Here is an 18,510-nt window from a genome sequence, read left to right on the forward strand (position 1 = left end):
CCACCCGCCCCGAGCCCGCTCGCCCCACCCACCCCACCGGCGCGATCCGGCCACCCCCAACCCTCATCCGCCCGCCATGCCCCGGTCGCCCGCGCGCCCCTCCGGCGTCGTCCCCCGCCACTCCAATTCTCCTCGGCGCCATGCCGTCGAGAGCTGAGGAGTGCCCCGTGCCCACCGCTTCCCTGCCTGACTCCCCCACCCCCCGCACCGTTCCCGCACCGTCCGCCCCGCCCTCCCGGTCCGCGCGCCACGGTGCCGCCCTGCGGGCCGCCGCCCGGGGCCTGGACCGGCGGCGGCTGCTGACGCTGGGCGGCGCCGCCGCCGCGCTGGCCTTCGCCACCAACCTGCCGGTGGCCGGGGCGGCGCAGGCCGCCGGGTTCGACGCGCGGCGGCTGCGCGAGGACCCGTTCACCCTCGGCGTGGCCTCCGGCGACCCGCACCCCACCTCCGTGCTGCTGTGGACCCGGCTCGCGCCGCGCCCCTTCGAGCCGGACAGCGGGCTGCCCGCGCAGCGGATCACCGTCGAGTGGGAGCTGGCCCGCGACGAGCGGTTCAGCCGGGTCGTCAGACGCGGCCGGGAGACCGCCCACCCGGAGTTCCACCACAGCGTCCACGTGCAGGTGGACGGCCTGGACGCGGACCGGGTCTACTACTACCGCTTCCGCGCCGGACAGTTCACCAGCCCCGCAGGCCGCACCCGCACCACGCCCCGCCAGGGCGCCAGGACCCGCGAACTGGCCCTCGCCGCCGTCTCCTGCCAGGCGTACCACGACGGCTACTTCACCGCCTACCGCCACCTCGCGGACGAGGACGTCGACGTCGTCCTGCACCTCGGTGACTACCTCTACGAGTACGCGGTGAACGGCGCCGGAGGGGCCCGCAACTACACCGACCGGGTACTGCCCGCCGTCTTCAACCGGGAGACCACGACCCTGGAGGACTACCGGCTGCGGTACGGCCTCTACAAATCCGACCCGGACCTGATCGCCGCCCACGCCGCCCACCCCTTCGTGGTCACCTGGGACGACCACGAGACGGAGAACAACTACGCGGGCGACCAGCCGGAGAACGACGTGGACCCGGAGGAGTTCCTGCTCCGCCGCGCCTCCGCCTACCGCGCGTACTGGGAGAACCAGCCGCTGCGGCTGCCGCAGCGCCCCACCGGCCCCGACATGCGGCTCTACCGGCGGCTGCACTGGGGCGACCTGGCCCAGTTCGACATCCTCGACACCCGCCAGTACCGCTCCGACCAGGCGTACGGCGACGGCTGGAAGACGCCGGGGCCCGAGTCCGAGGACCCCGCGCGCACCATGACCGGCGCCGCCCAGGAGCGGTGGCTGCTCGACGGGTGGCGCACCTCGCGGGCCCGCTGGAACGTGGTCCCGCAGCAGGTGACCTTCTCGGAGCGGCGCAACGCCACCGGCTCCGCCTACCAGCTCTCGATGGACTCCTGGGACGGCTACCCCGCCTCCCGCGAGCGGCTGCTCGCGGGGGCCGAACAGGCGGGCGTCGACCACCTGATGGTCCTCACCGGGGACGTGCACGTCGGCTACGGCTTCGACATCAAGCGGGACTTCGCCGACCAGGGCTCGCGCACCGTCGGCACCGAACTGGTCGCCACCTCGATCGCCAGCGGCAAGGACGGCGCCGACCGGCCCGCCAACTGGGAGACGTACCACGCGGCCAACCCGCACCTGAAGTTCTACAACGGCCGCCGCGGCTACCTCACCGTCCGCCTCGGCGAGGAGTCGGCGCGCGCCGACTTCCGCACCGTCTCCGCCGTCACCGTGCCCGGCGCTCCGCTCACCACCGCCGGATCGTTCGTCACCGAGCGCCGTTCCCCCGGCCTGAAGCCCGCCTGAGAGGGGCGGCGCACGCGGAGGGGAGCCGCGCCGCACGGGCGGCACGGCTCCCCTCCTGTCCCGTCGGCCCGGGGGTCAGCGCCCCTGGGTCAGCGCGCTCGCCGGGGCGCGGCGGACCACGAAGTCGCCGAGCACCTTGCTCCCTTCGGCGTCGTACACCGCGATGCGGCGGTCCTCACCGGCCAGCCGCTTCTGGAGGGCGACGGCCTCGCGCGGCGAGGCGGGCGCCGGCTCGTCCTCCAGCTCGGCCCGCTTCACGTAGCCGATCTTGCCCTCGGTCGTGTACGCGCGGATCAGGTCGGGCGCGTTCCGCGGCGAGGTCGCCTCCAGGCCGGAGCCGTACGTCTCTCCCTTCGCGTTCTTCGGCCAGGCGGGCGCGGCGCCCCCGCCGGGCGCGGCCGCTCCGGCGGCGAGCGAACGGTGGCTGACGCTGGGCGACTTGAAGGTGTAGACGGCCTTGTAGCCGTTCCCGGTGTACGCCTTCGTCACGCCGTAGCTGTGGTACGTGCCCTTTCCGCAGCCCTTGCCGAGCGTCGGGACGCTCAGGCTGTTGGCGGGGCCACTGGTGTAGGAGTACCCGTTCGAGGCGCAGAGCGTGTTGCCCTTGTAGAGGCGCGCCAGTGCCCCGAGGTACCCGGAGGGGACGTTGCCGCTGCCGTTCTTGGCGGCGGTCGTCGACGCGTAGAGCCGCGAACTGTCGGCGATGGTCGCGCGGTTCTTGTACTTGATGCCCTTGACCGGGCCGTAGTAGCCCCACGGACTGTGCGCGTCGGCGGCCGCCTGCGGTGTGAAGGTGGCCAGCACACCCACCGCCAGCAGACCGACCAGTCCGGCCCGGCTGTGTGTTCGTCGTACGGAAGCCAAGATTCCCCCAATGGTGCATGGTGGTGCGGCTCGGGAGGTCCCCGAGGACTTAAGGGTGAATTGGTACGCAATGCGCGTCAACACCGCTTTTCAGCCAACTGACGGACAAATCGGCCGCATGCACCAGAGGGGGCAGGGCGTTCGAGAAGGTCAGGCGCGCGGCAGCAGCACGGCCTGCGTCTGGGTGGTCTGGCCCAGCTGCCGCCCCTCGTCGTCGTACAGGTCGGTCTGGACGACGATGAAGGAGCGGCCGGTGTGCAGCGGCCGGGCCACAGCGCGGGCGGTGCCCTCGCGCAGGGCGCGGAAGAAGTTGGTCTTCGACTCGACCGTGGTGGTGCCGGCCGCGCCGGGCGGCAGGTTGAGGTAGGCGCAGACCGCGCCGACCGCGTCGGCGAGCGACATCAGCGCCCCGCCGTGCAGCGCCCCGCCGATGGTGCACCGCTCGGGCGCCCAGTGCAGATGGCCGCGGGTCTCGGCGGGCGCGGCCGCCTCCAGCTCGACGCCGAGCGTCACCGCGTACGGCATCGTGCCGAGCAGCGCGGTGAGTTCACCCTCGGCTACGGCTCCCTCGGGGGTGCCGGTGGTCTTCTCGGTCACGGCGGCGGGTCCTTCCGGTCGTCGGGCGGGGGATACCGGGACCGGCGCCCCCGCCCGCATACAAGCCCCGCTCCGGCCCCTGGGCAAGATCCGCCCCGGGTGACCGCGCTCACTCCGCCGCGTCCGGCACCGGCGTCCGCGCCCCGGTCGTGGCGGCCGGGGCGGGTCCGCGCCGCCGGGAGACGGCGACCCCGGCGAGGCAGAGGGCGCCGCCGGCCAGGGCGAGCGGGGCGGGGACCTCGCCGAGCAGGGCCCAGGACATCAGGACGACCAGGGCGGGGACGGCGTAGGTGGTGGCGCCCATCCGCCCGGCGGTGGTGCGGGAGAGCGCGAACGCCCAGGTGGTGAAGGCGAGGGCGGTCGGGAAGACGCCGAGGTAGACCATGTTGAGGGTCGCGCCGAGCGGAGCGGTGCGCAGCTCGGTCAGGAGCGTGCCGGTGAACGGCAGGCAGACCACGGCCCCCACCAGGCAGCCGTACGTGGTGACCTGGAGCGCCCCGGCGTGGCGCAGCGCGGGCTTCTGCGCCACCACCCCGGCGGCGTAGGAGCCGGCGGCCAGCAGGCACAGGACGACGCCGAGGGCGGAGGCGCCGCCGTCCCCCGAGGTGGAGAGGCCGACGACGACGGCACCGGCGAACGAGACGACGACCCCGGCCAGCAGGGGCCTGGGCAGCCCCTCGCCGAGGAGGGCGCCGCCGACCAGGGCGATGAGCAGCGGCCCGATGTTGACCAGCAGCGCGGCGGTGCCCGCGTCGACCTCCCGCTCGCCCCAGTTGAGCACCACCATGTACACGCCGAACCACAGGACGCCGGAGAGCAGGATGCCCGGCCAGGCGCCGCGCGGCGGCAGCCCGATCCGGCGGACGGCGGCGACGGCGCCGAGCACCGCCGCCCCGGCCAGGAGCCGCCCGAGGGCGAGCGCGCCGGGCGAGTACGCCTCGCCGGCGCTGCGGATGGAGACGAAGGCCGAGGCCCACAGGACGACGGTGACCGAGGCGGCGGCGGGCGCGGCCCACCGGGCCCAGCGCCCGGGAGTGCCGGATGAGGTGTTCATGGCGGTGACGCTAGCGGGAAGATCGTTCGGCGGGCGCCGAAGCGAGGCCGTCGGGGGCCGCCGGGAGCCGCCGGGTACCTCCGCTCAGCTCTCCGGGACGTCCTTGAGGAGGACGAGGCCGTCCAGGTGCGGCAGGTGGGCGGGGTCGAGCGGGGCGTACCCGAACCAGGGCGAGGTCCGGGGCGCGGGCGGCGGGTCGCCGAGGGCGGCGGCGAGGCGACGGGCGTCCACGAGGTGGCGTTCCTCGGGGAGTTGGGCGTACAGCAGCCCTTCGACGGTGTCCGGGGGTGGAGTGCCCACGCCCTGGTGGCGGAGGGTGCCGACGGCGGTGGCCAGGAAGGCGTACTCCTCGCCGAGGCGGGCGCTCACCAGCGCGCCCGCGCTCCACCACTCGACGGGGCCCTGCCACATCCGCATGGAGCTCTTGGGCCGCTGGAAGTGGGCGTTCTGGGCGTGGGCGAGGACCGGGCCGCGGGCGGTGAGGGCGAGGAGGTTCTCCGCCATCATCAGGTCGCGCTGGGCGCAGAGCCGGGACATGCGGGCGGGTGAGGGATCGGCCATGGCGTGGTGGTGGCGGAGCAGGCCGATGGCGGTGCGGGCGTGCAGGCGGACCGTCTCCCGCTCCCCGGGCAGGGCGGCCGCGCGCAGGTGGGGCTCCTGCTGGTCGAGGAGGGCGGTCAGGCCGTCGGCGAGCAGGCGCAGCCGCGCGGCCTCGGCGGAACTGCCGCAGGAGCGGGCCGGGTCGGTCATGGCGGCCGGTTCGGTCCACCGGTCGTCCTCGCCTAGGAGGATGTCCAGTTCCCCGGCGGTGCAGGGCAGCAGGGCGGGGTCCAGGTGCGCCGCGAGGTGGGCGTGGAGGGCGGTGAGGGAGGGCCGGGGGCTCGCGGCGTGGGTGATCTCCAGCGGGCCGTCGAACCCGGCGAAGCGGAGCCGGCCGGCGGCGGGCCGGCCCTCCTCCTCGGCGCGGGCGTTGTACGCGCGCATCCAGCGGACGAGGTCCCGGTTGGCGGCGGAGGCGCCCCAGCCGTGGCTGAATCCGTGCTCCAGGGCGGCGTCGAGGGTGCCGGTGCCGGAGGTGACGTAGGCGTCCACGAGCCGGCCGGCCAGGCAGTCGGTCTCCAGCGCGATCGTGCGGTAGCCGTGCTGCTCCACGAGCTGTCGGAAGAGGGTGTTGCGCAGGTGCAGCAGGGCGTCCTCGCCGTGGGTGGGCTCGCCGAGGGCGAGGAGCCGGGGCCGGTGCGGGAGCAGGCGGGAGAGGGCGGCGGCGTCGAGCGGGGCGGCCATGTCCCTGAGGTCGATGGGCATGGCTTTCACCGTATCGCTGAACCTTCGGTGGAAGCTTGGGCGCCGAATGGCCCCGTTAGGGTGGGCCGCATGCGCCAGAACCTTCAAACCGGGGCGGGTGGCGAGCGGCTGCGGCCGGTCGATCTGGCCCGTGCCCACGGGCTCTCCACCCAGGCGGTGCGCAACTACGAGGAGGCGGGCATCCTCCCGGCCGCCGGGCGCACCCCCAGCGGTTACCGCGTCTACACCCCGCTGCACGCGGCGGCCCTCGGCGCCTTCCTCGCCCTGCTGCCCGGCCACGGCCACCGGACGGCCTCGGAGATCCTGCGGGCGGTGCACCAAGGCGCCGCCGAGGAGGCGTTCGCCCTGATCGCCGCGAGCCACGCCCAGCTCCTGGAGGACCGCCGCACCCTCCGGGCCGTCGAGTCGGCCCTGCGCGACCTGGAACCCGGACCGGCCCCGGAGGGCGGCGCCCTCTTCGTCGGCCCGCTCGCCCACCAGCTCGGGGTCCGCCCCGCGACCCTGCGCAAGTGGGAGGCGGCGGGCCTGGTCCGCCCCCGCCGGGACCCCCGCACCGGCTACCGCGTCTACGACGAGGCCGCCGTACGCGACGCCCGCCTGACGCACCAGCTCCGGCGCGGCGGCCACCTGCTGCACCAGATCGCGCCGCTGATCGCCCAGGTCCGCGCGGCGGGCGGCCTGGAACCCCTGGCGGACACCCTGCACGCCTGGCACGCCCGCCTCACCGGCCGGGGGCGGGCCCTGCTGGCCGGGGCGGCGGAACTGGAGGCGTACCTGCGGGCGCGGGAGGAAGCCGCCCGGGTCGCTTGACCTTGCCACTGGCGGCAGGGTTCCACCAGCACCGGCATGAACCACACCGCAACGCAGAGCAGCAGGGTCGTCGCCGTCACCGGAGCGGGCACCGGGATCGGCCGGGCCACCGCCCGCGCCTTCGCCGCCGAGGGCGCCCACGTGGTCGCGATCGGACGGCGGCCCGGACCTCGCGAGGCGACCGCAGCCGGGCACGACCGCGTCACCCCGCCGGCCGCCGACATCACCGGCGGGGGCGAGCCCGAGCGGATCGTCGAGGACGTACTGGACACCCACGGCCGGCTGGACGTGCTGGTCAACAACGCCGGCATCGTGCGCGGCGGCGCCCTCGGCACGCTGACGCCGGAGGTGACCGGGGCACAGCCCGCCACCAACCTGATCCCCCCGGTCCTGCTGGCCCAGGCCGCGCTGCCACCGCTGGTGCGGTCCGCGGGGTGATCGTCAACGTCAGTACGTCGGTGGGGCAACGCGCCTGGCCCGTCAGCTCGGTCTACGCGGCCTCGAAGACGGCCCTGGAGCTGCTGACCCGCAGCTGGGCGGTGGAGCTGGCGCCCCGCGGGATACGGGCGGCGGCGGTCGGCCCCGGTGCCTGGATCACCGCCCAGACCGCGGCCCGCGACCGGCTCGCAGAGGCGCTCGCGAGAGGACCGGCGACCGGGGCAGCCCGATGGGCTGACGCGTCGCCCCCGGCCCACATGGCCGGGCCGGCGCTCGAGGCCCGCACGCGAGCCCGGCCGGCGCTTGAGCCCACTTCCCAGCCCGGCCGGCGCTTGAGGCCATCTTCGACCGGCACGGTCGAGCCGGAGCGCGGGCACAGACCGGCCCGGCCGGCGCCCAGGCTGAAACAGGCCCGGGCCCACAAGGGGACCCGGGTCGAGCTCAGCCCGGCAGCCGCCAGGCCCCCGCCTCGATCCCGAGCAGAGCGCCCAGGCGCTCCTCCCCCTCGGGGGTGACCTCGACGGCCCGGTCCGTGCCGACCCGGCGGCACCAGCCGCGGTCGAAGGTGTGGCGGCAGAGGAGGGCGCCGGCGTGGCCCGCGAGGTGGGGGCGGCGTTCGGTCCAGTCGAGGCAGGAGCGGGTGACCGGGCGGCGCCCGGTCGGGGTGAGGTCCAGGCCCTGCGCGGCGAACCAGGCGCGGCCCGCGCGGGTGGGGGTGAGCTCGGCGTCGGCGGCGAGCAGGCCCCGCCCCACCATCGCGTCGGTGACGGCGACGCCGATCCGGCCCGCGAGATGGTCGTAGCAGGTACGGCCCCGGGCCAGCCGGCTCCCGGCGCGGACCGCACTGAGACCCACGGGCCGCTCACCGCCGGGGGCCGCCCGGGCGGCGAGCCCCTCGACCAGGCGGGCGGCGCCGGGGTCGGCGAGCCGGACGTACCGGTGGCGGCCCTGCCGCTCCTGGGCGAGCAGGCCGCCCGCGACCAGCCGGTTCAGGTGCTCGGTGGCGGTGGAGGCGGCGACGCCGGCGCGGCGGGCCAGTTCCCCGGCGGTCCAGGCGCGGCCGTCGAGGAGGGCGAGGCAGATGACGGCCCGGGTCTCGTCGGCGAGCAGGGCGGCCAGGGCGGCCACCCGCTCGGCGGCGGAGCCGGGGGCCGCCGGTTCGGTTCCCATGGCTCCAGGATGCCGCGCCCGGGGTTCGGCGGCGGCCGAAGCATCGCCGCCGGACCCGGGCGCGGTGGAGCGGGGCCCCTACTCCTCGAAGTAGGCGTCCAGGACCGCGTCCAGGGCGGTCAGCCACTCCTTGGCCTGCTCCTTGCCGTCCGCCTCGACCTCGGCGGGGTAGCGCCAGGGGCCGGGGGTGTGGACGGCGACGAGGAGGCGGCGGCCGAAGCGGGAGACCGAGGACTCCACGGCGGCCACCTCCTCCCAGGTGAACTCGGCCTCCTGGTCGTCGAGGCGCAGCCGTATGCCGTCCGCGTCGGCCGTCACGGCGGCCCGGCGGTCGGCGGCCTCGAAGACGGGGCCGTCGGCGGGGGCCTCACCGCCCTCGGGCTCCGTGGCCTCCTCTCCGGCGTCCTCGGCCGCCTCGGCCTCGGACTCCGGCTCGGCGGCCCGCTCCTCGGGAGCCGCGTCCTCGGCCGGGGCCGCGTCGTCGGGGGTGCCGCCCGTGGCGTCGCCGTCCTTCTCCGCCGGGCCGGCCGAGGGGGCGGTGATGCCCGGAATGTGCGCCGGTGAGGTGGTGGCGACGTACACGGGCGGGGCCTTGGTCTCTATGCGCTCGTCCACGGTCCGCAGTATGGACGACGAAGCTGTGGGGCCACCAGCCGCCGCCCACCCGGCGGACACTCCGTCAGCCGCCCGGACCCGCCCCGGGGGCCGCCCCGTAGGCTGTGCGCCCCCGTGTGAGGCCGCCCGCCACGGGCAGGCGGCCGGGGACCGCAAGTTGACGCCCACCCCCCTGTCGGGAGACGCACACCCATGGCTCCGCGCACCGCACCCCGCCCCCTGCCCGACCTGTCCGGCACCACCGCCGTGGTGACCGGCGCCAACAGCGGTATCGGTGCCGCGACCACGCTGGCGCTGGCCAAGGGCGGCGCGCGGGTCGTGATGGCCTGCCGCGACCTCGCCAAGGCGGAGCGGACGGCGGCCGCGGTGCGGCGGGTGGTGCCGGAGGCGCAGGTGCCGCTGGTCGGGCTCGACCTGGCGGACCTCTCCTCGGTCTCCGAGGCCGCCGAGGAGATCGGCAAGACCTCCGGCGGCCGCGTCGACCTGCTGATCAACAACGCGGGTGTGATGGCGCTGCCGGAGCGGCGCACCGCCGACGGCTTCGAGATGCAGTTCGGCACCAACCACCTGGGCCACTTCGCCCTCACCGCCCACCTGCTGCCGTATCTCGGCACGGACGGCCCGGCGCGCGTCGTGACGGTCTCCTCGCTCGCCCACCGGATGGGCCGCATCGACTTCGACAACCTCAACGCCGAGCGCGGCTACGGCTCCTGGCCCGCCTACGGGCGCTCCAAGCTGGCCAATCTCCTCTTCACCGCCGAACTGGCCCGCCGAGCCCGGGCGGCCGGGCTCGACCTGACGGCCGTCTCCGCCCACCCGGGGCTCGCCGCCACCGAACTGGGCCAGGCCGGGCCGAAGATGGCGGGACGGGCCTGGGCGGCCCGGATGGAACGGGCCACCCGGCTCTTCACCCAGCCGGCCTCGTCGGGGGCGCTGCCCGTGCTGCTGGCCGCCACCGACCCGGACGCGCGCGGCGGGGCGTACTACGGCCCGGCCGGATTGCTGGAGTGCCGGGGCGGCGCGGGCCCGGCCCGGCTCTCGGCCCGCGCCAAGGACCCGGTGACCGCCCGCCGCCTGTGGGACGTCTCGGCCGCGCTGACCGGAGCCGACCCGGGGCTGGAACCGGCCTGACCGCTCCCCCGCCGGGCCCGGACACGCGGACGGCCGGGCACCTCGGTGGTGTCCGGCCGGCCGTCCGGCTTCCGGGGCGGCGGCTCCCGGTTCCGGGAGGCCGTCAGCGGGTCGGGCCGCTGCGGCCGCCCTTCCAGTCGTCCTCCTCGCCGGAGGCGCCGCCGGTGCCGTCGTCGTACTGGATCTCCTCCTTGCGGACGGTGTCGCTGACCTCGCGCTGTTCGGTGACCTTCTCCGTCTCCAGGCGCACCCGTTCGACGGCGACGGCCTCCTTGCGCACGACGGGGCGTTCGGCGTGGAGGGTGACCTCCGCCTGGGCCTCGCCGATCTCGGTCCCGCGCGTCCGGTCGCCCTCGCCGATGGGCTCCCGGACGAGATGCACCTCCTCGTGGCTGACGGGGACGGTCGTGGAGACGTCCTCGGTCACCACCACCTTGCGCAGTCGGGCGCGGCCCACCTCCTGCTCCTCGGTGCCGACGCGCAGCTGCTCCTCGGAGCGCACCATCTCGTCGGCGTACTTGGCACGGTCGTCGCCCGTCTCGGCGGCGGACCGGCTCATGCCGGCTCCGGCCAGCGGCCGGCCCTCGGCGGGCCGGTCCATGCCGGACTGGCTGCGGCCACCGGCACCGGCCGCGCCCGCGGCCCCGGCCGCCCCGGCGGTGCCCGCCGCCGCGGCCTTGGTCCCGGTGTCCATGCCCGTGTCCTTGCCGGACGTGTCCGTACGCCCGCTCATCTCCTCGCCGGTCTTGCCGCTGCCGCCCCGGGTGACCCCGTAGTGGGCGTACAGCTCGCGCTCCTCGGCGGCGTCGAGGTGTTCGTCGGCGTCGACGCGCGGGGCGTCCTTGATCGTGTCCTTGGCGTAGGCGAGGTGCAGTCCCTCGCCGTCGTGGCCCGCCCCGGCCAGCGGCACGAAGGTCTCCTTCATGCCGAACATGCCGGTCTTGACCGTGACCCACTCGGGCTTCCCGGTGGCGTCGTCGAGGAAGACCTGTTCGACACTGCCGACCTTGGCGCCGTCGCGGTCGTAGGCGGTCAGCCCCACCAGCTGGTCGGTGGTGAGGAAGCTGTCACCTGCTGTCATGTCGTGATCACTCCTTGGACGGCGCGTGGCGGAGGATTCCGGGAGCACCCCCATGGGCCCACACACCCACGTCTCCATCGCGCACCCGGAACGCCGTCGCGGCAACCCGGGGCGGCCCGCGCCCCCTCTCGGGCGGCCCGCGCCTTGCGTGCGGCAAGGCGTACGCGGGCCTCCGGGAGGGCCGGGAGCCGCCTCCCGGGGACGTACGGCATTACTCCATTCGGGTGAATGGCCCGGCCCTACCTCCCCGGGCGCGGCACCGGTCAGGAGGCGTCGAGCGCGGCGCGGACGGTGCGGGCCGCGGCCACCAGGTTCTCCAGGGAGGCGCGGGTCTCCGGCCAGCCGCGGGTCTTCAGCCCGCAGTCGGGGTTGACCCAGAGCCGCCCGGCCGGGATGGCCGCCAGGCCCTCGCGGAGCAGGGCGGCGGCCTCCTCGGCGCCCGGGACGCGCGGCGAGTGGATGTCGTAGACCCCGGGACCGGCCTCGCGCGGATAGCCGTGGGCGGCGAGTTCGTGCGCGACCTCCATGTGGGAGCGGGCCGCCTCCAGGCTGATGACGTCGGCGTCGAGGTCGTCGATGGCCCGCACGATGTCGCCGAACTCCGCGTAGCACATGTGCGTGTGGATCTGGGTGGCCGGCGCCACGCCGCCGGTGGTGAGCCGGAAGGCGCGCGTCGCCCACGCCAGGTAGGCGGGCCGGTCGGCGGCGCGCAGCGGCAGCGTCTCCCGCAGCGCCGGCTCGTCGACCTGGATCACCGCGGTCCCGGCCGCCTCCAGGTCGGCCACCTCGTCCCGCAGCGCCAGCGCCACCTGCGCGGCGGTCTCCCCGAGCGGCTGGTCGTCCCGGACGAAGGACCAGGCCAGCATGGTGACGGGCCCGGTCAGCATCCCCTTGACCGGCCGCTCGGTGAGCGACTGGGCGTACGTCGTCCAGCCCACCGTCATCGGCGCGGGCCGGGAGATGTCCCCGGCCAGGACCGGCGGCCGCACGTACCGGGTGCCGTACGACTGGACCCAGCCGTGCCGGGTGGCGAGGTAGCCGGTGAGCTGCTCGGCGAAGTACTGGACCATGTCGTTGCGCTCGGCCTCGCCGTGCACCAGGACGTCGATCCCCGCCTTCTCCTGGAAGGCGATGACCTCGGCGATCTCCGCGGCGATGCGCTCCTCGTACCCGGCCGCGTCGATCCGGCCCGCCCGCAGGTCGGCGCGGGCCGCGCGCACCTCGCCGGTCTGCGGGAACGAGCCGATGGTCGTGGTGGGCAGCAGCGGCAGCCGCAGCCGCTCGCGCTGGGCGACGGCACGCTCCGGGTACGGCTGGGGGCGGCGCGCGTCGGCCTCGGTGACGGCGGCGGTCCTGGCGCGGACGGCCGGGTCGCGGGTGAGCGGGGAGTCGGCGCGGGAGGCGAGGGCGGCCCGGTTGGCGGCGATCTCGGCGCCGATCGCGCCGGTGCCCTGGGCGAGGCCCTTGGCCAGGGTGACGATCTCGGCGGTCTTCTGCCGGGCGAAGGCGAGCCAGCGCAGGATCTGCGGGTCGAGCTCGCGTTCGGGCGCGGTGTCGAGCGGGACGTGCAGCAGGGAGCAGGAGGCGGCGACGTCGACGCGGCCGGCGAGGCCGAGCAGGGTGGCGAGGGTGGCCAGCGACTTCTCGTGGTCGTTGATCCAGATGTTGCGGCCGTTGACGACGCCCGCGACGAGCCGCTTGCCGGGCAGGCCGCCGACGGCGGCGAGGTCGTCGAGGTTGGCGGCGGCGGCCTCGGTGAAGTCCAGCGCCAGCCCCTCGACCGGAGCCTTGGCCAGCACCGGCAGTGCCTCCCCGAGCCGGTCGAAGTACGAGGCGACCAGCAGCTTGGGCCGGTCGGTGAGGGCGCCGAGGTCGCGGTAGGCGCGGGCGGCGGCGTTGAGCTCGGCCGGGGTGCGGTCCTGGACGAGTGCGGGCTCGTCCAGCTGGACCCACTCGGCCCCGGCGGCCCGCAGGTCGCCCAGGACCTCGGCGTAGACCGGGAGGAGCCGGTCGAGCAGGGTGAGCGGCTCGAACTCCTCGGCGACGCCGGGGGCGGGCTTGGCGAGCAGCAGGTAGGTGACGGGGCCGACGAGGACCGGGCGGGCGGTGTGGCCGAGGGCGAGCGCCTCGGCCAGTTCGGCGACCTGCTTGCCGGAGTCGGCGGTGAAGACGGTGTCCGGGCCGAGTTCGGGAACCAGGTAGTGGTAGTTGGTGTCGAACCACTTGGTCATCTCCAGCGGCGCCACGTCCTGGTTGCCGCGCGCCATGGCGAAGTACCCGTCGAGCGGATCGGCGTCGACGGCCGCCCGGTGGCGCGGGGGAACGGCGCCGACCATGACGCTGGTGTCCAGGACGTGGTCGTAGTACGAGAAGTCACCAGTGGGCACCTCGTCGATGCCGGCCTCGGCGAGCTGGGCCCAGTTGGCGCGGCGCAGCCCCGCCGCCGTCTCCTTGAGGGCGTCGGCGCCGACGCGGCCCTTCCAGTACCCCTCGACGGCCTTCTTCAGTTCCCGGTGCTGTCCCTGGCGGGGGTAGCCGTACACGGTCGACCGTGCTGCCGCGGCTGCGGACTTCGCTGTCACGGAACTCTCCTTCGCGAGATGTCTCCTGCATCCTGGCGACAGGACGGGGACGCGAAGGGATGACGGACCGGACGGCGAGTCCCACGCCCGAGGGCGCGCCCGTCCGTCCGCTTTGTGCTCCTCCGACCCGCCCACGAGGTCACCGGGATGTCCGCACACGGATCGCCGTGCGCGGGCAACGGGCAGGTCTTCGGACTCGCGGGCACATCCGCCGAGGCGGACCCCTACTGGCCGTCGCTTCCCGGACCCGTTCCCCGGACCCAGTGCGTATGACGGCGTTCGTTCCCACTCACCGCTGCGGGGCAGTCCCGGATTCCCACCGGGTTCCCTCTTACGACACCCCGCCTGGCGGACGGGGCGAACCAGCTGCACGGGGCAGCCTAGCTGGGGGTGGGCGGGTCGCGGGTGTGGGTGTTCACATGACGGAACGCCGCGTCTCTACAGGCGTTCCCGCGTCTCCTCCCTGGACGCCAGCAGCGTCAGTCGCCCGGGCCGTTCGGAGGTCCTCCGCTCCACTCCGCGCTCGGGCCGCAGCACCCACCCCGTGCCGCCGCGTACATCGGTGGCGATCCCGCGCCGGTCCGCCTCCTCGTCGTGGACCAGGTCGCCGGCCCACGGATTACGCCCGCTCATCGCTCGCCCTCCAGCTCCGCCCAGACCCGCTTCCCCCACGGCAACAGCTCGGTCCCCCACTCGGCCGCCAGCGCCTCCACGAGCACCAGGCCGCGCCCGGCCTCGTCCTCGGGGCCCGCCGTCCCGCGCACCGGCCGCTGCTTCGAGAAGTCGACGACTCCGAGGCGCACGCGGTACTCGGCGGGCCGCTCGACGGTCACCCGGATGGACTCCCGCCGGGCGTGCCGCACGGAGTTGGCCACCAGCTCGGTGATGATCACGGCGGCGTCGGCGGCCAGGAGATCAAGGCCCCAGGCGTGGAGCGAGGTACGCACGAGACGGCGGGCCAGGGCGGCACTCTCGGGTTCGCGGGGGAGGCTTTCGCTGTAGCCGGGACACCCCGTGGGATGGGCTGTGGTGGTCATGGCCATCAGGACCCCTCGCTTCAAAGGCTGCACGTCACTGAGTGAACGACGCCTCATGACGGCCCGTGAGGAAAAGCTGCCTGCATCGCGCTCTCGGAGAGCCGGAAATTTCGCGTGATCCACAGCACTTCGCACCCTCTGTCCCGCTACCTTGGCGTCGTGGCAGCGAACACGTACCTGGCGGAGGCGCTCACAGAGGCGGGGCACACCCAGGAAGAGCTGGCGGAGGCTGTGAACGACTACCTCCGGGCCCTCGGCAGGGCAGGCACCGTCAGCGATCGCACAGTGCGCAACTGGCTCACCGGAAAGACTCGTTGGCCCCACCCTCGGCAGCGAGAAGCCCTGGAGGCAGTATTCAGTCGTACCGCCGAGGAACTGGGATTCACCCCTCCGGCGGGTCGACGAAGCCCTACCAGGACGGAGGCACCTGTGCACCGCAGGAACTTCCTGGCCGCCGCGACAGGCACGACTACAGCCGCCGCCATGCCTCTGATCACTTCCCGGCCGTACTCGGTCGGTACCACTGATGTGATCCGACTGCGCAACGGCTTGGACGCCTTGACAGCACTGGATGCGACCAGGGGCGGACACGAAGCACTGGAACAGTCCGCCCTGGCGGGCGCGAGCCAGGCCCTGGCGTTGCAGGAGAGGGCAGCCTCGCAGCGCGTTCGACAGCGGCTGTACGGACTCGCCGCCGAGTACACGGCCGCCGCAGCATGGTCGGCGGTGGATGCCGGCAGGAGCGGCCGCGCCCAGCAACACCTCAACCGTGCTCTGCACCTTGCCGGACTGGGATCGGCCGCTGAAGCCGAACTACGTGTATGGAACTCACACGCGATGCTGGCCCGCCAGGGAAAGCACTTCAGCGAGGCAGTGCACGCCGCCCAAACAGCGCAGACCACGCGCGCCGCACGCCGGGACCCTCTGCTCGCCTCCCTCGCCCACGCCCGTACATCCGTAGGCCACGCAGAGTGCGGAGACCGGCAGGCCGCCCTGCGGTCGCTCGGCTACGCGGAAGAAGCCCTTACCAAGGCATCCCTGAACGACCCACGCCCGACCTGGGTGTCCTTCTACGGGCATCCCGAACTGCTGGCCATCACCGCCATCGTGCGGAACAAGATCGGCGACCCGGCGGAGGCAGAAGCCGCTTCGCATCGCGCCTTGGCCGCCATCCCTCAGCATTTTCGACGGAACCGCGCGCTGGCCACCCTCCAACTGGCCCTGACCCAGATTCGCCAGCGTGACGTGGACCAGGCGTGCGCCACGGCCGGGCAGGTATTCGTACTCATGCAAGGCAACGTCCTGCCAGGACGGATGCGCTCTTTCCTGGCGGGCTTCAACCGAAACCTGACCACCCTCGCACCGCACGCTGACAGCACCCGCCAGTGGGTGGACCGCTACCGATCCGAACGGAGCCAAGCCCGATGACCCCCGCTCTGACCCTGCGCCACTACACCCGCGACGACCTGCCGCAGATCCGGCAGATCCTGATCGACACGCAGCGGGACGTGTACTCCGGGGTGACCGAGGACGAGGAGTTCCGGCAGCGGTTTCCCTGGTTCGTGGACCACTGGGGAGGTCACCCCGGCTTCGCCTGCGTGATCGCCCGCGACGGGGACGAGGTGGCGGGGTTCGCCTACGGGGCCCCCGGCACGGAGGGCCGCGAGTGGTGGCGTAAGCATCTGGACGAGACGCCGGAGCGGGCCCGCACGTTCCACCTCTCGGAGCTGATGGTGCGCGAGCCGTGGCGGAAGACAGGCACGGCCGAGCGGCTGCATCGGGCCCTGATGGGCACACGGAACGACGATCTCGCGGTACTGCTGGTGGACGTGACGCACCCCAAGGTCCAGGCGCTGTACGAGTCCTGGGGGTACCGGAAGGTGGGCGAGGACCAGCCCTTCCCCGACTCCCCGGTGTTCGCGGTGATGATGTCGGAGCTGCCGCTGTCCTGAGCCCTGAGCACGAAGCACCCCGTCCCCGGGGTGCCCCTCGGCGCGACCGGTGGCGACCGTCAGCAGGTGACCGTTTCCTTCCAGGTCTGGAGGCCCGTGGTCCGGTGGTACAGGTACTGGCCCTTGCGCAGGGTGGTGCACTTGCTGTCGCGGCCGAGCCTCATAACAATCTTGACGCGGACCGTGCGGTTGCAGGCGTTCCGGACCTGGACGGTGTAGTCGCCGGCGGTGTTGTAGACCCGCGTCTTGACGCAGGACGGCGCCGGGGCGGCGTAGGCCGGTGAGGCGGTCAGGGCGAGGCCCGGGCCGAGCAGGGCGGCGGCGAGTGTGGCGACGGTGGTGCGGCGTGTCCTCATGGGAGTCCCCCTCGAAGCGGTGCGAACCGGTGGACCCCTTCATTGAGCCGGACCGCCGGGCCGACGGGGGGTACGCCGTCGTCCCACGGGACGTCGTGGGACGCCACCCGTCCTCACCTGCGCCGAAGCTCACCCCGGCGAAGCCCGCCCGGCCCCCCTCGGGACGGACGTGCCACCGCACCGTCAGGCGGCCTCGTCCCGCCGGCCCCCGCTCATCATCGCCGCCAGCCGTCCGGCCGCGTCCGGGCCGAAGCACAGTTCCAGGCTCTCGGCGGACTCGCGGGCCGAGCGCTCGCTGCGGGGGAAGAGGGCCGTCTCGTACGTGGTGAGGGCGCGTTCGGGGTCGTCCGGGTGGGCGAGGAGGGCGGCGGCGAGTTCGGCGCCGTCGAGCATGGCGAGGTTGGCGCCCTCCCCGGCGAACGGGGACATGAGGTGGGCGGCGTCGCCGAGCAGGGTGACGCCGGGGACGCGCTCCCAGCGGTGGCCGACGGGCAGGGCGTGGATGGGGCGGGCGACGAGCGGGCCCTCACCGTCGGCGAGGAGCGAGCACAGGTCCGCGTCCCAGCCCAGGAAGTGGGCGAGCACCTGGCGGCGGGCGGCGGCCGGGTCGGCGAGGTCGAGGGTGTCCAGCAGTTCGGCGGGGCAGCGCAGGGCGACGCAGGTGTGCAGCCGCGCGCCCGGTTCGCGGTGGGCGAGGAAGCCCTTGCCCTGGTCGAGGGCGAAGAGCAGGCCGGAGCCGACGACGGCGGCGGCGCGCGGGTGGCGGCGGTCGGCGTCGGTCAGGTCCGCCTCGACGAAGCTGATGCCGGTGTAGGCGGGAACGGCGTCCGAGAGAAGCGGGCGGACGCGCGACCAGGCTCCGTCGGCGCCGACGAGGAGGCCGGTGGTGAGGCGGGTGCCGTCGGTGAGGCTGACCTCGTGGCGGCCGCCGCCGAGCGGGGTGACGGCGGTGACCTTGGCGTCCCAGCGGACGGTTCCGGCGGGCAGCGAGTCGAGCAGCAGGTCGCGCAGGGCGGCGCGGTGGACCTCGGGCCGGCCGCCCTCCGCGTCGTCGGCGTGGTGGACGGTGGCGTGCCGGTCCAGGACGCGGGTGGCCTCGCCGCCCGGCTGCACCAGGCGGCGGAACTCCTCGTACAGCCCGGCCTCGCGCAGGCCCCGCTGGGCGGCGTCCTCGTGCAGGTCGAGCATGCCGCCCTGGGGGCGGGCGTCGCGGGCGGGGTCCAGGTCGAGGACGGTGCAGCGGACGCCGTGCAGGGCCAGGACGCGGGCGAGGGTGAGCCCGCCGAGTCCGGCACCGACGACGAGGAGGGGATGGTGTTCGGGGGCGGGGGTGGTGGTCGCGGTGATCGTGGTGGTCATGAGGGCTCCTTGGGTGGTGTTCGCGGGTGCGAAAGAGCGGGTGAGGGTGACGCACGGCGCGATGTCAGCCAGGGCCAGAAGCCCGTTGCGGGTGCTGGTCACAGCCCTCGGCGGCGGTGCCGGAGGTTTCGTCCCAGGGGGTTGGCACTCGCGAAGGCGAGGGAGGGACGCATCGCTGGTTCGCGTGCGGGACGAGGACGGCGGCGCGACTCGGTTCGACTGTCGGGTCGACTGCCGGGGACGGGCCTTCGTCGTCACCACTTCACCGTAACGAACATGTTCGTTACGAACAAGTTC

At 74.5% G+C, this 18,510-nt stretch carries 17 protein-coding genes, 1 pseudogene and 1 riboswitch; of the genes and pseudogenes, 6 read left to right on the forward strand and 12 right to left on the reverse strand.

Annotation, left to right across the window (positions count from 1 at the left end; genetic code table 11):
• The first annotated feature begins 167 nt into the window (after positions 1-167).
• Positions 168-1,862, forward strand: coding sequence for an alkaline phosphatase D family protein (locus OIM89_RS04825; protein WP_078951656.1), 1,695 nt, complete (start codon positions 168-170; stop codon positions 1,860-1,862).
• Between the two features lie 75 nt (positions 1,863-1,937).
• Here OIM89_RS04825 and OIM89_RS04830 read toward each other — a convergent pair whose 3' ends face one another.
• From OIM89_RS04830 to OIM89_RS04845, 4 genes are all read right to left on the reverse strand, one after another.
• Entirely contained in the window at positions 1,938-2,672 is a 735-nt protein-coding gene (locus tag OIM89_RS04830; RefSeq protein WP_030698385.1) for a hypothetical protein, read from the reverse strand.
• Positions 2,673-2,876: 204 nt separating this feature from the next.
• Complete coding sequence (locus OIM89_RS04835) at positions 2,877-3,323, reverse strand: PaaI family thioesterase (RefSeq protein ID WP_175457243.1); 447 nt, start codon at positions 3,321-3,323, stop codon at positions 2,877-2,879.
• Positions 3,324-3,432: 109 nt separating this feature from the next.
• Positions 3,433-4,377 (reverse strand): DMT family transporter, encoded by a 945-nt coding sequence (locus OIM89_RS04840; RefSeq protein WP_217466218.1) that lies wholly within the window; start codon positions 4,375-4,377, stop codon positions 3,433-3,435.
• Positions 4,378-4,461: 84 nt separating this feature from the next.
• Complete coding sequence (locus OIM89_RS04845; RefSeq protein WP_226964556.1) at positions 4,462-5,682, reverse strand: erythromycin esterase family protein; 1,221 nt, start codon at positions 5,680-5,682, stop codon at positions 4,462-4,464.
• Between the two features lie 69 nt (positions 5,683-5,751).
• Between OIM89_RS04845 and OIM89_RS04850 the strand changes: the two genes are divergently transcribed.
• Both OIM89_RS04850 and OIM89_RS04855 read left to right on the forward strand, forming a co-directional pair.
• Complete coding sequence (locus OIM89_RS04850) at positions 5,752-6,492, forward strand: TioE family transcriptional regulator (protein WP_047469390.1); 741 nt, start codon at positions 5,752-5,754, stop codon at positions 6,490-6,492.
• Between the two features lie 36 nt (positions 6,493-6,528).
• Positions 6,529-7,082: pseudogene (locus OIM89_RS04855) on the forward strand (SDR family NAD(P)-dependent oxidoreductase); the annotation flags it as partial.
• A gap of 289 nt (positions 7,083-7,371) precedes the next feature.
• Here OIM89_RS04855 and OIM89_RS04860 read toward each other — a convergent pair.
• Positions 7,372-8,100, reverse strand: a complete 729-nt coding sequence (locus OIM89_RS04860) for a helix-turn-helix domain-containing protein (RefSeq protein WP_030698380.1) — start codon at positions 8,098-8,100, stop codon at positions 7,372-7,374.
• A gap of 78 nt (positions 8,101-8,178) precedes the next feature.
• Entirely contained in the window at positions 8,179-8,715 is a 537-nt protein-coding gene (locus tag OIM89_RS04865; RefSeq protein ID WP_047469388.1) for a hypothetical protein, read from the reverse strand.
• 192 nt (positions 8,716-8,907) lie between these two features.
• On the opposite strand from OIM89_RS04865, the gene OIM89_RS04870 reads away from it, so the two are divergent.
• Positions 8,908-9,846: an oxidoreductase gene (locus tag OIM89_RS04870; RefSeq protein WP_030698378.1), complete on the forward strand. Its 939-nt coding sequence runs from the start codon at positions 8,908-8,910 to the stop codon at positions 9,844-9,846.
• A 103-nt stretch (positions 9,847-9,949) separates the two neighbouring features.
• Here the strand turns inward: OIM89_RS04870 and OIM89_RS04875 are convergent, their stop codons facing one another.
• From OIM89_RS04875 to OIM89_RS04890, 4 genes are all read right to left on the reverse strand, one after another.
• On the reverse strand, positions 9,950-10,927 hold the full coding sequence (locus OIM89_RS04875) for a PRC and DUF2382 domain-containing protein (RefSeq protein ID WP_030698377.1): 978 nt from the start codon (positions 10,925-10,927) through the stop codon (positions 9,950-9,952).
• 263 nt (positions 10,928-11,190) lie between these two features.
• Entirely contained in the window at positions 11,191-13,509 is a 2,319-nt protein-coding gene (gene metE, locus OIM89_RS04880; protein WP_030698376.1) for a 5-methyltetrahydropteroyltriglutamate--homocysteine S-methyltransferase, read from the reverse strand.
• A gap of 184 nt (positions 13,510-13,693) precedes the next feature.
• Positions 13,694-13,843: riboswitch (cobalamin riboswitch) on the reverse strand.
• A 104-nt stretch (positions 13,844-13,947) separates the two neighbouring features.
• Positions 13,948-14,142 (reverse strand): hypothetical protein, encoded by a 195-nt coding sequence (locus OIM89_RS04885; protein ID WP_030698375.1) that lies wholly within the window; start codon positions 14,140-14,142, stop codon positions 13,948-13,950.
• Positions 14,139-14,546, reverse strand: a complete 408-nt coding sequence (locus OIM89_RS04890; RefSeq protein ID WP_175457239.1) for an ATP-binding protein — start codon at positions 14,544-14,546, stop codon at positions 14,139-14,141. Before OIM89_RS04890 ends, OIM89_RS04885 begins: the two co-directional genes overlap by 4 nt.
• Positions 14,547-14,705: 159 nt before the next feature.
• Here OIM89_RS04890 and OIM89_RS04895 point away from each other — a divergent pair, with 159 nt between their 5' ends.
• On the forward strand, positions 14,706-15,974 hold the full coding sequence (locus OIM89_RS04895) for a helix-turn-helix domain-containing protein (RefSeq protein ID WP_030698373.1): 1,269 nt from the start codon (positions 14,706-14,708) through the stop codon (positions 15,972-15,974).
• Positions 15,971-16,498, forward strand: coding sequence for a GNAT family N-acetyltransferase (locus OIM89_RS04900; RefSeq protein WP_030698372.1), 528 nt, complete (start codon positions 15,971-15,973; stop codon positions 16,496-16,498). The genes OIM89_RS04895 and OIM89_RS04900 overlap by 4 nt, the downstream gene beginning before the upstream one ends.
• A 59-nt stretch (positions 16,499-16,557) precedes the next feature.
• Here the strand turns inward: OIM89_RS04900 and OIM89_RS04905 are convergent, their stop codons facing one another.
• Both OIM89_RS04905 and OIM89_RS04910 read right to left on the reverse strand, forming a co-directional pair.
• Positions 16,558-16,854: a hypothetical protein gene (locus tag OIM89_RS04905; RefSeq protein WP_030698371.1), complete on the reverse strand. Its 297-nt coding sequence runs from the start codon at positions 16,852-16,854 to the stop codon at positions 16,558-16,560.
• Between the two features lie 183 nt (positions 16,855-17,037).
• Positions 17,038-18,213, reverse strand: a complete 1,176-nt coding sequence (locus tag OIM89_RS04910; protein ID WP_175457238.1) for an FAD-dependent oxidoreductase — start codon at positions 18,211-18,213, stop codon at positions 17,038-17,040.
• Positions 18,214-18,510: the final 297 nt, after the last annotated feature.

This window comes from Streptomyces sp. BI87 (genome assembly GCF_025957665.1).
GTDB classification, from domain to species: Bacteria; Actinomycetota; Actinomycetes; order Streptomycetales; family Streptomycetaceae; genus Streptomyces; species Streptomyces albidoflavus.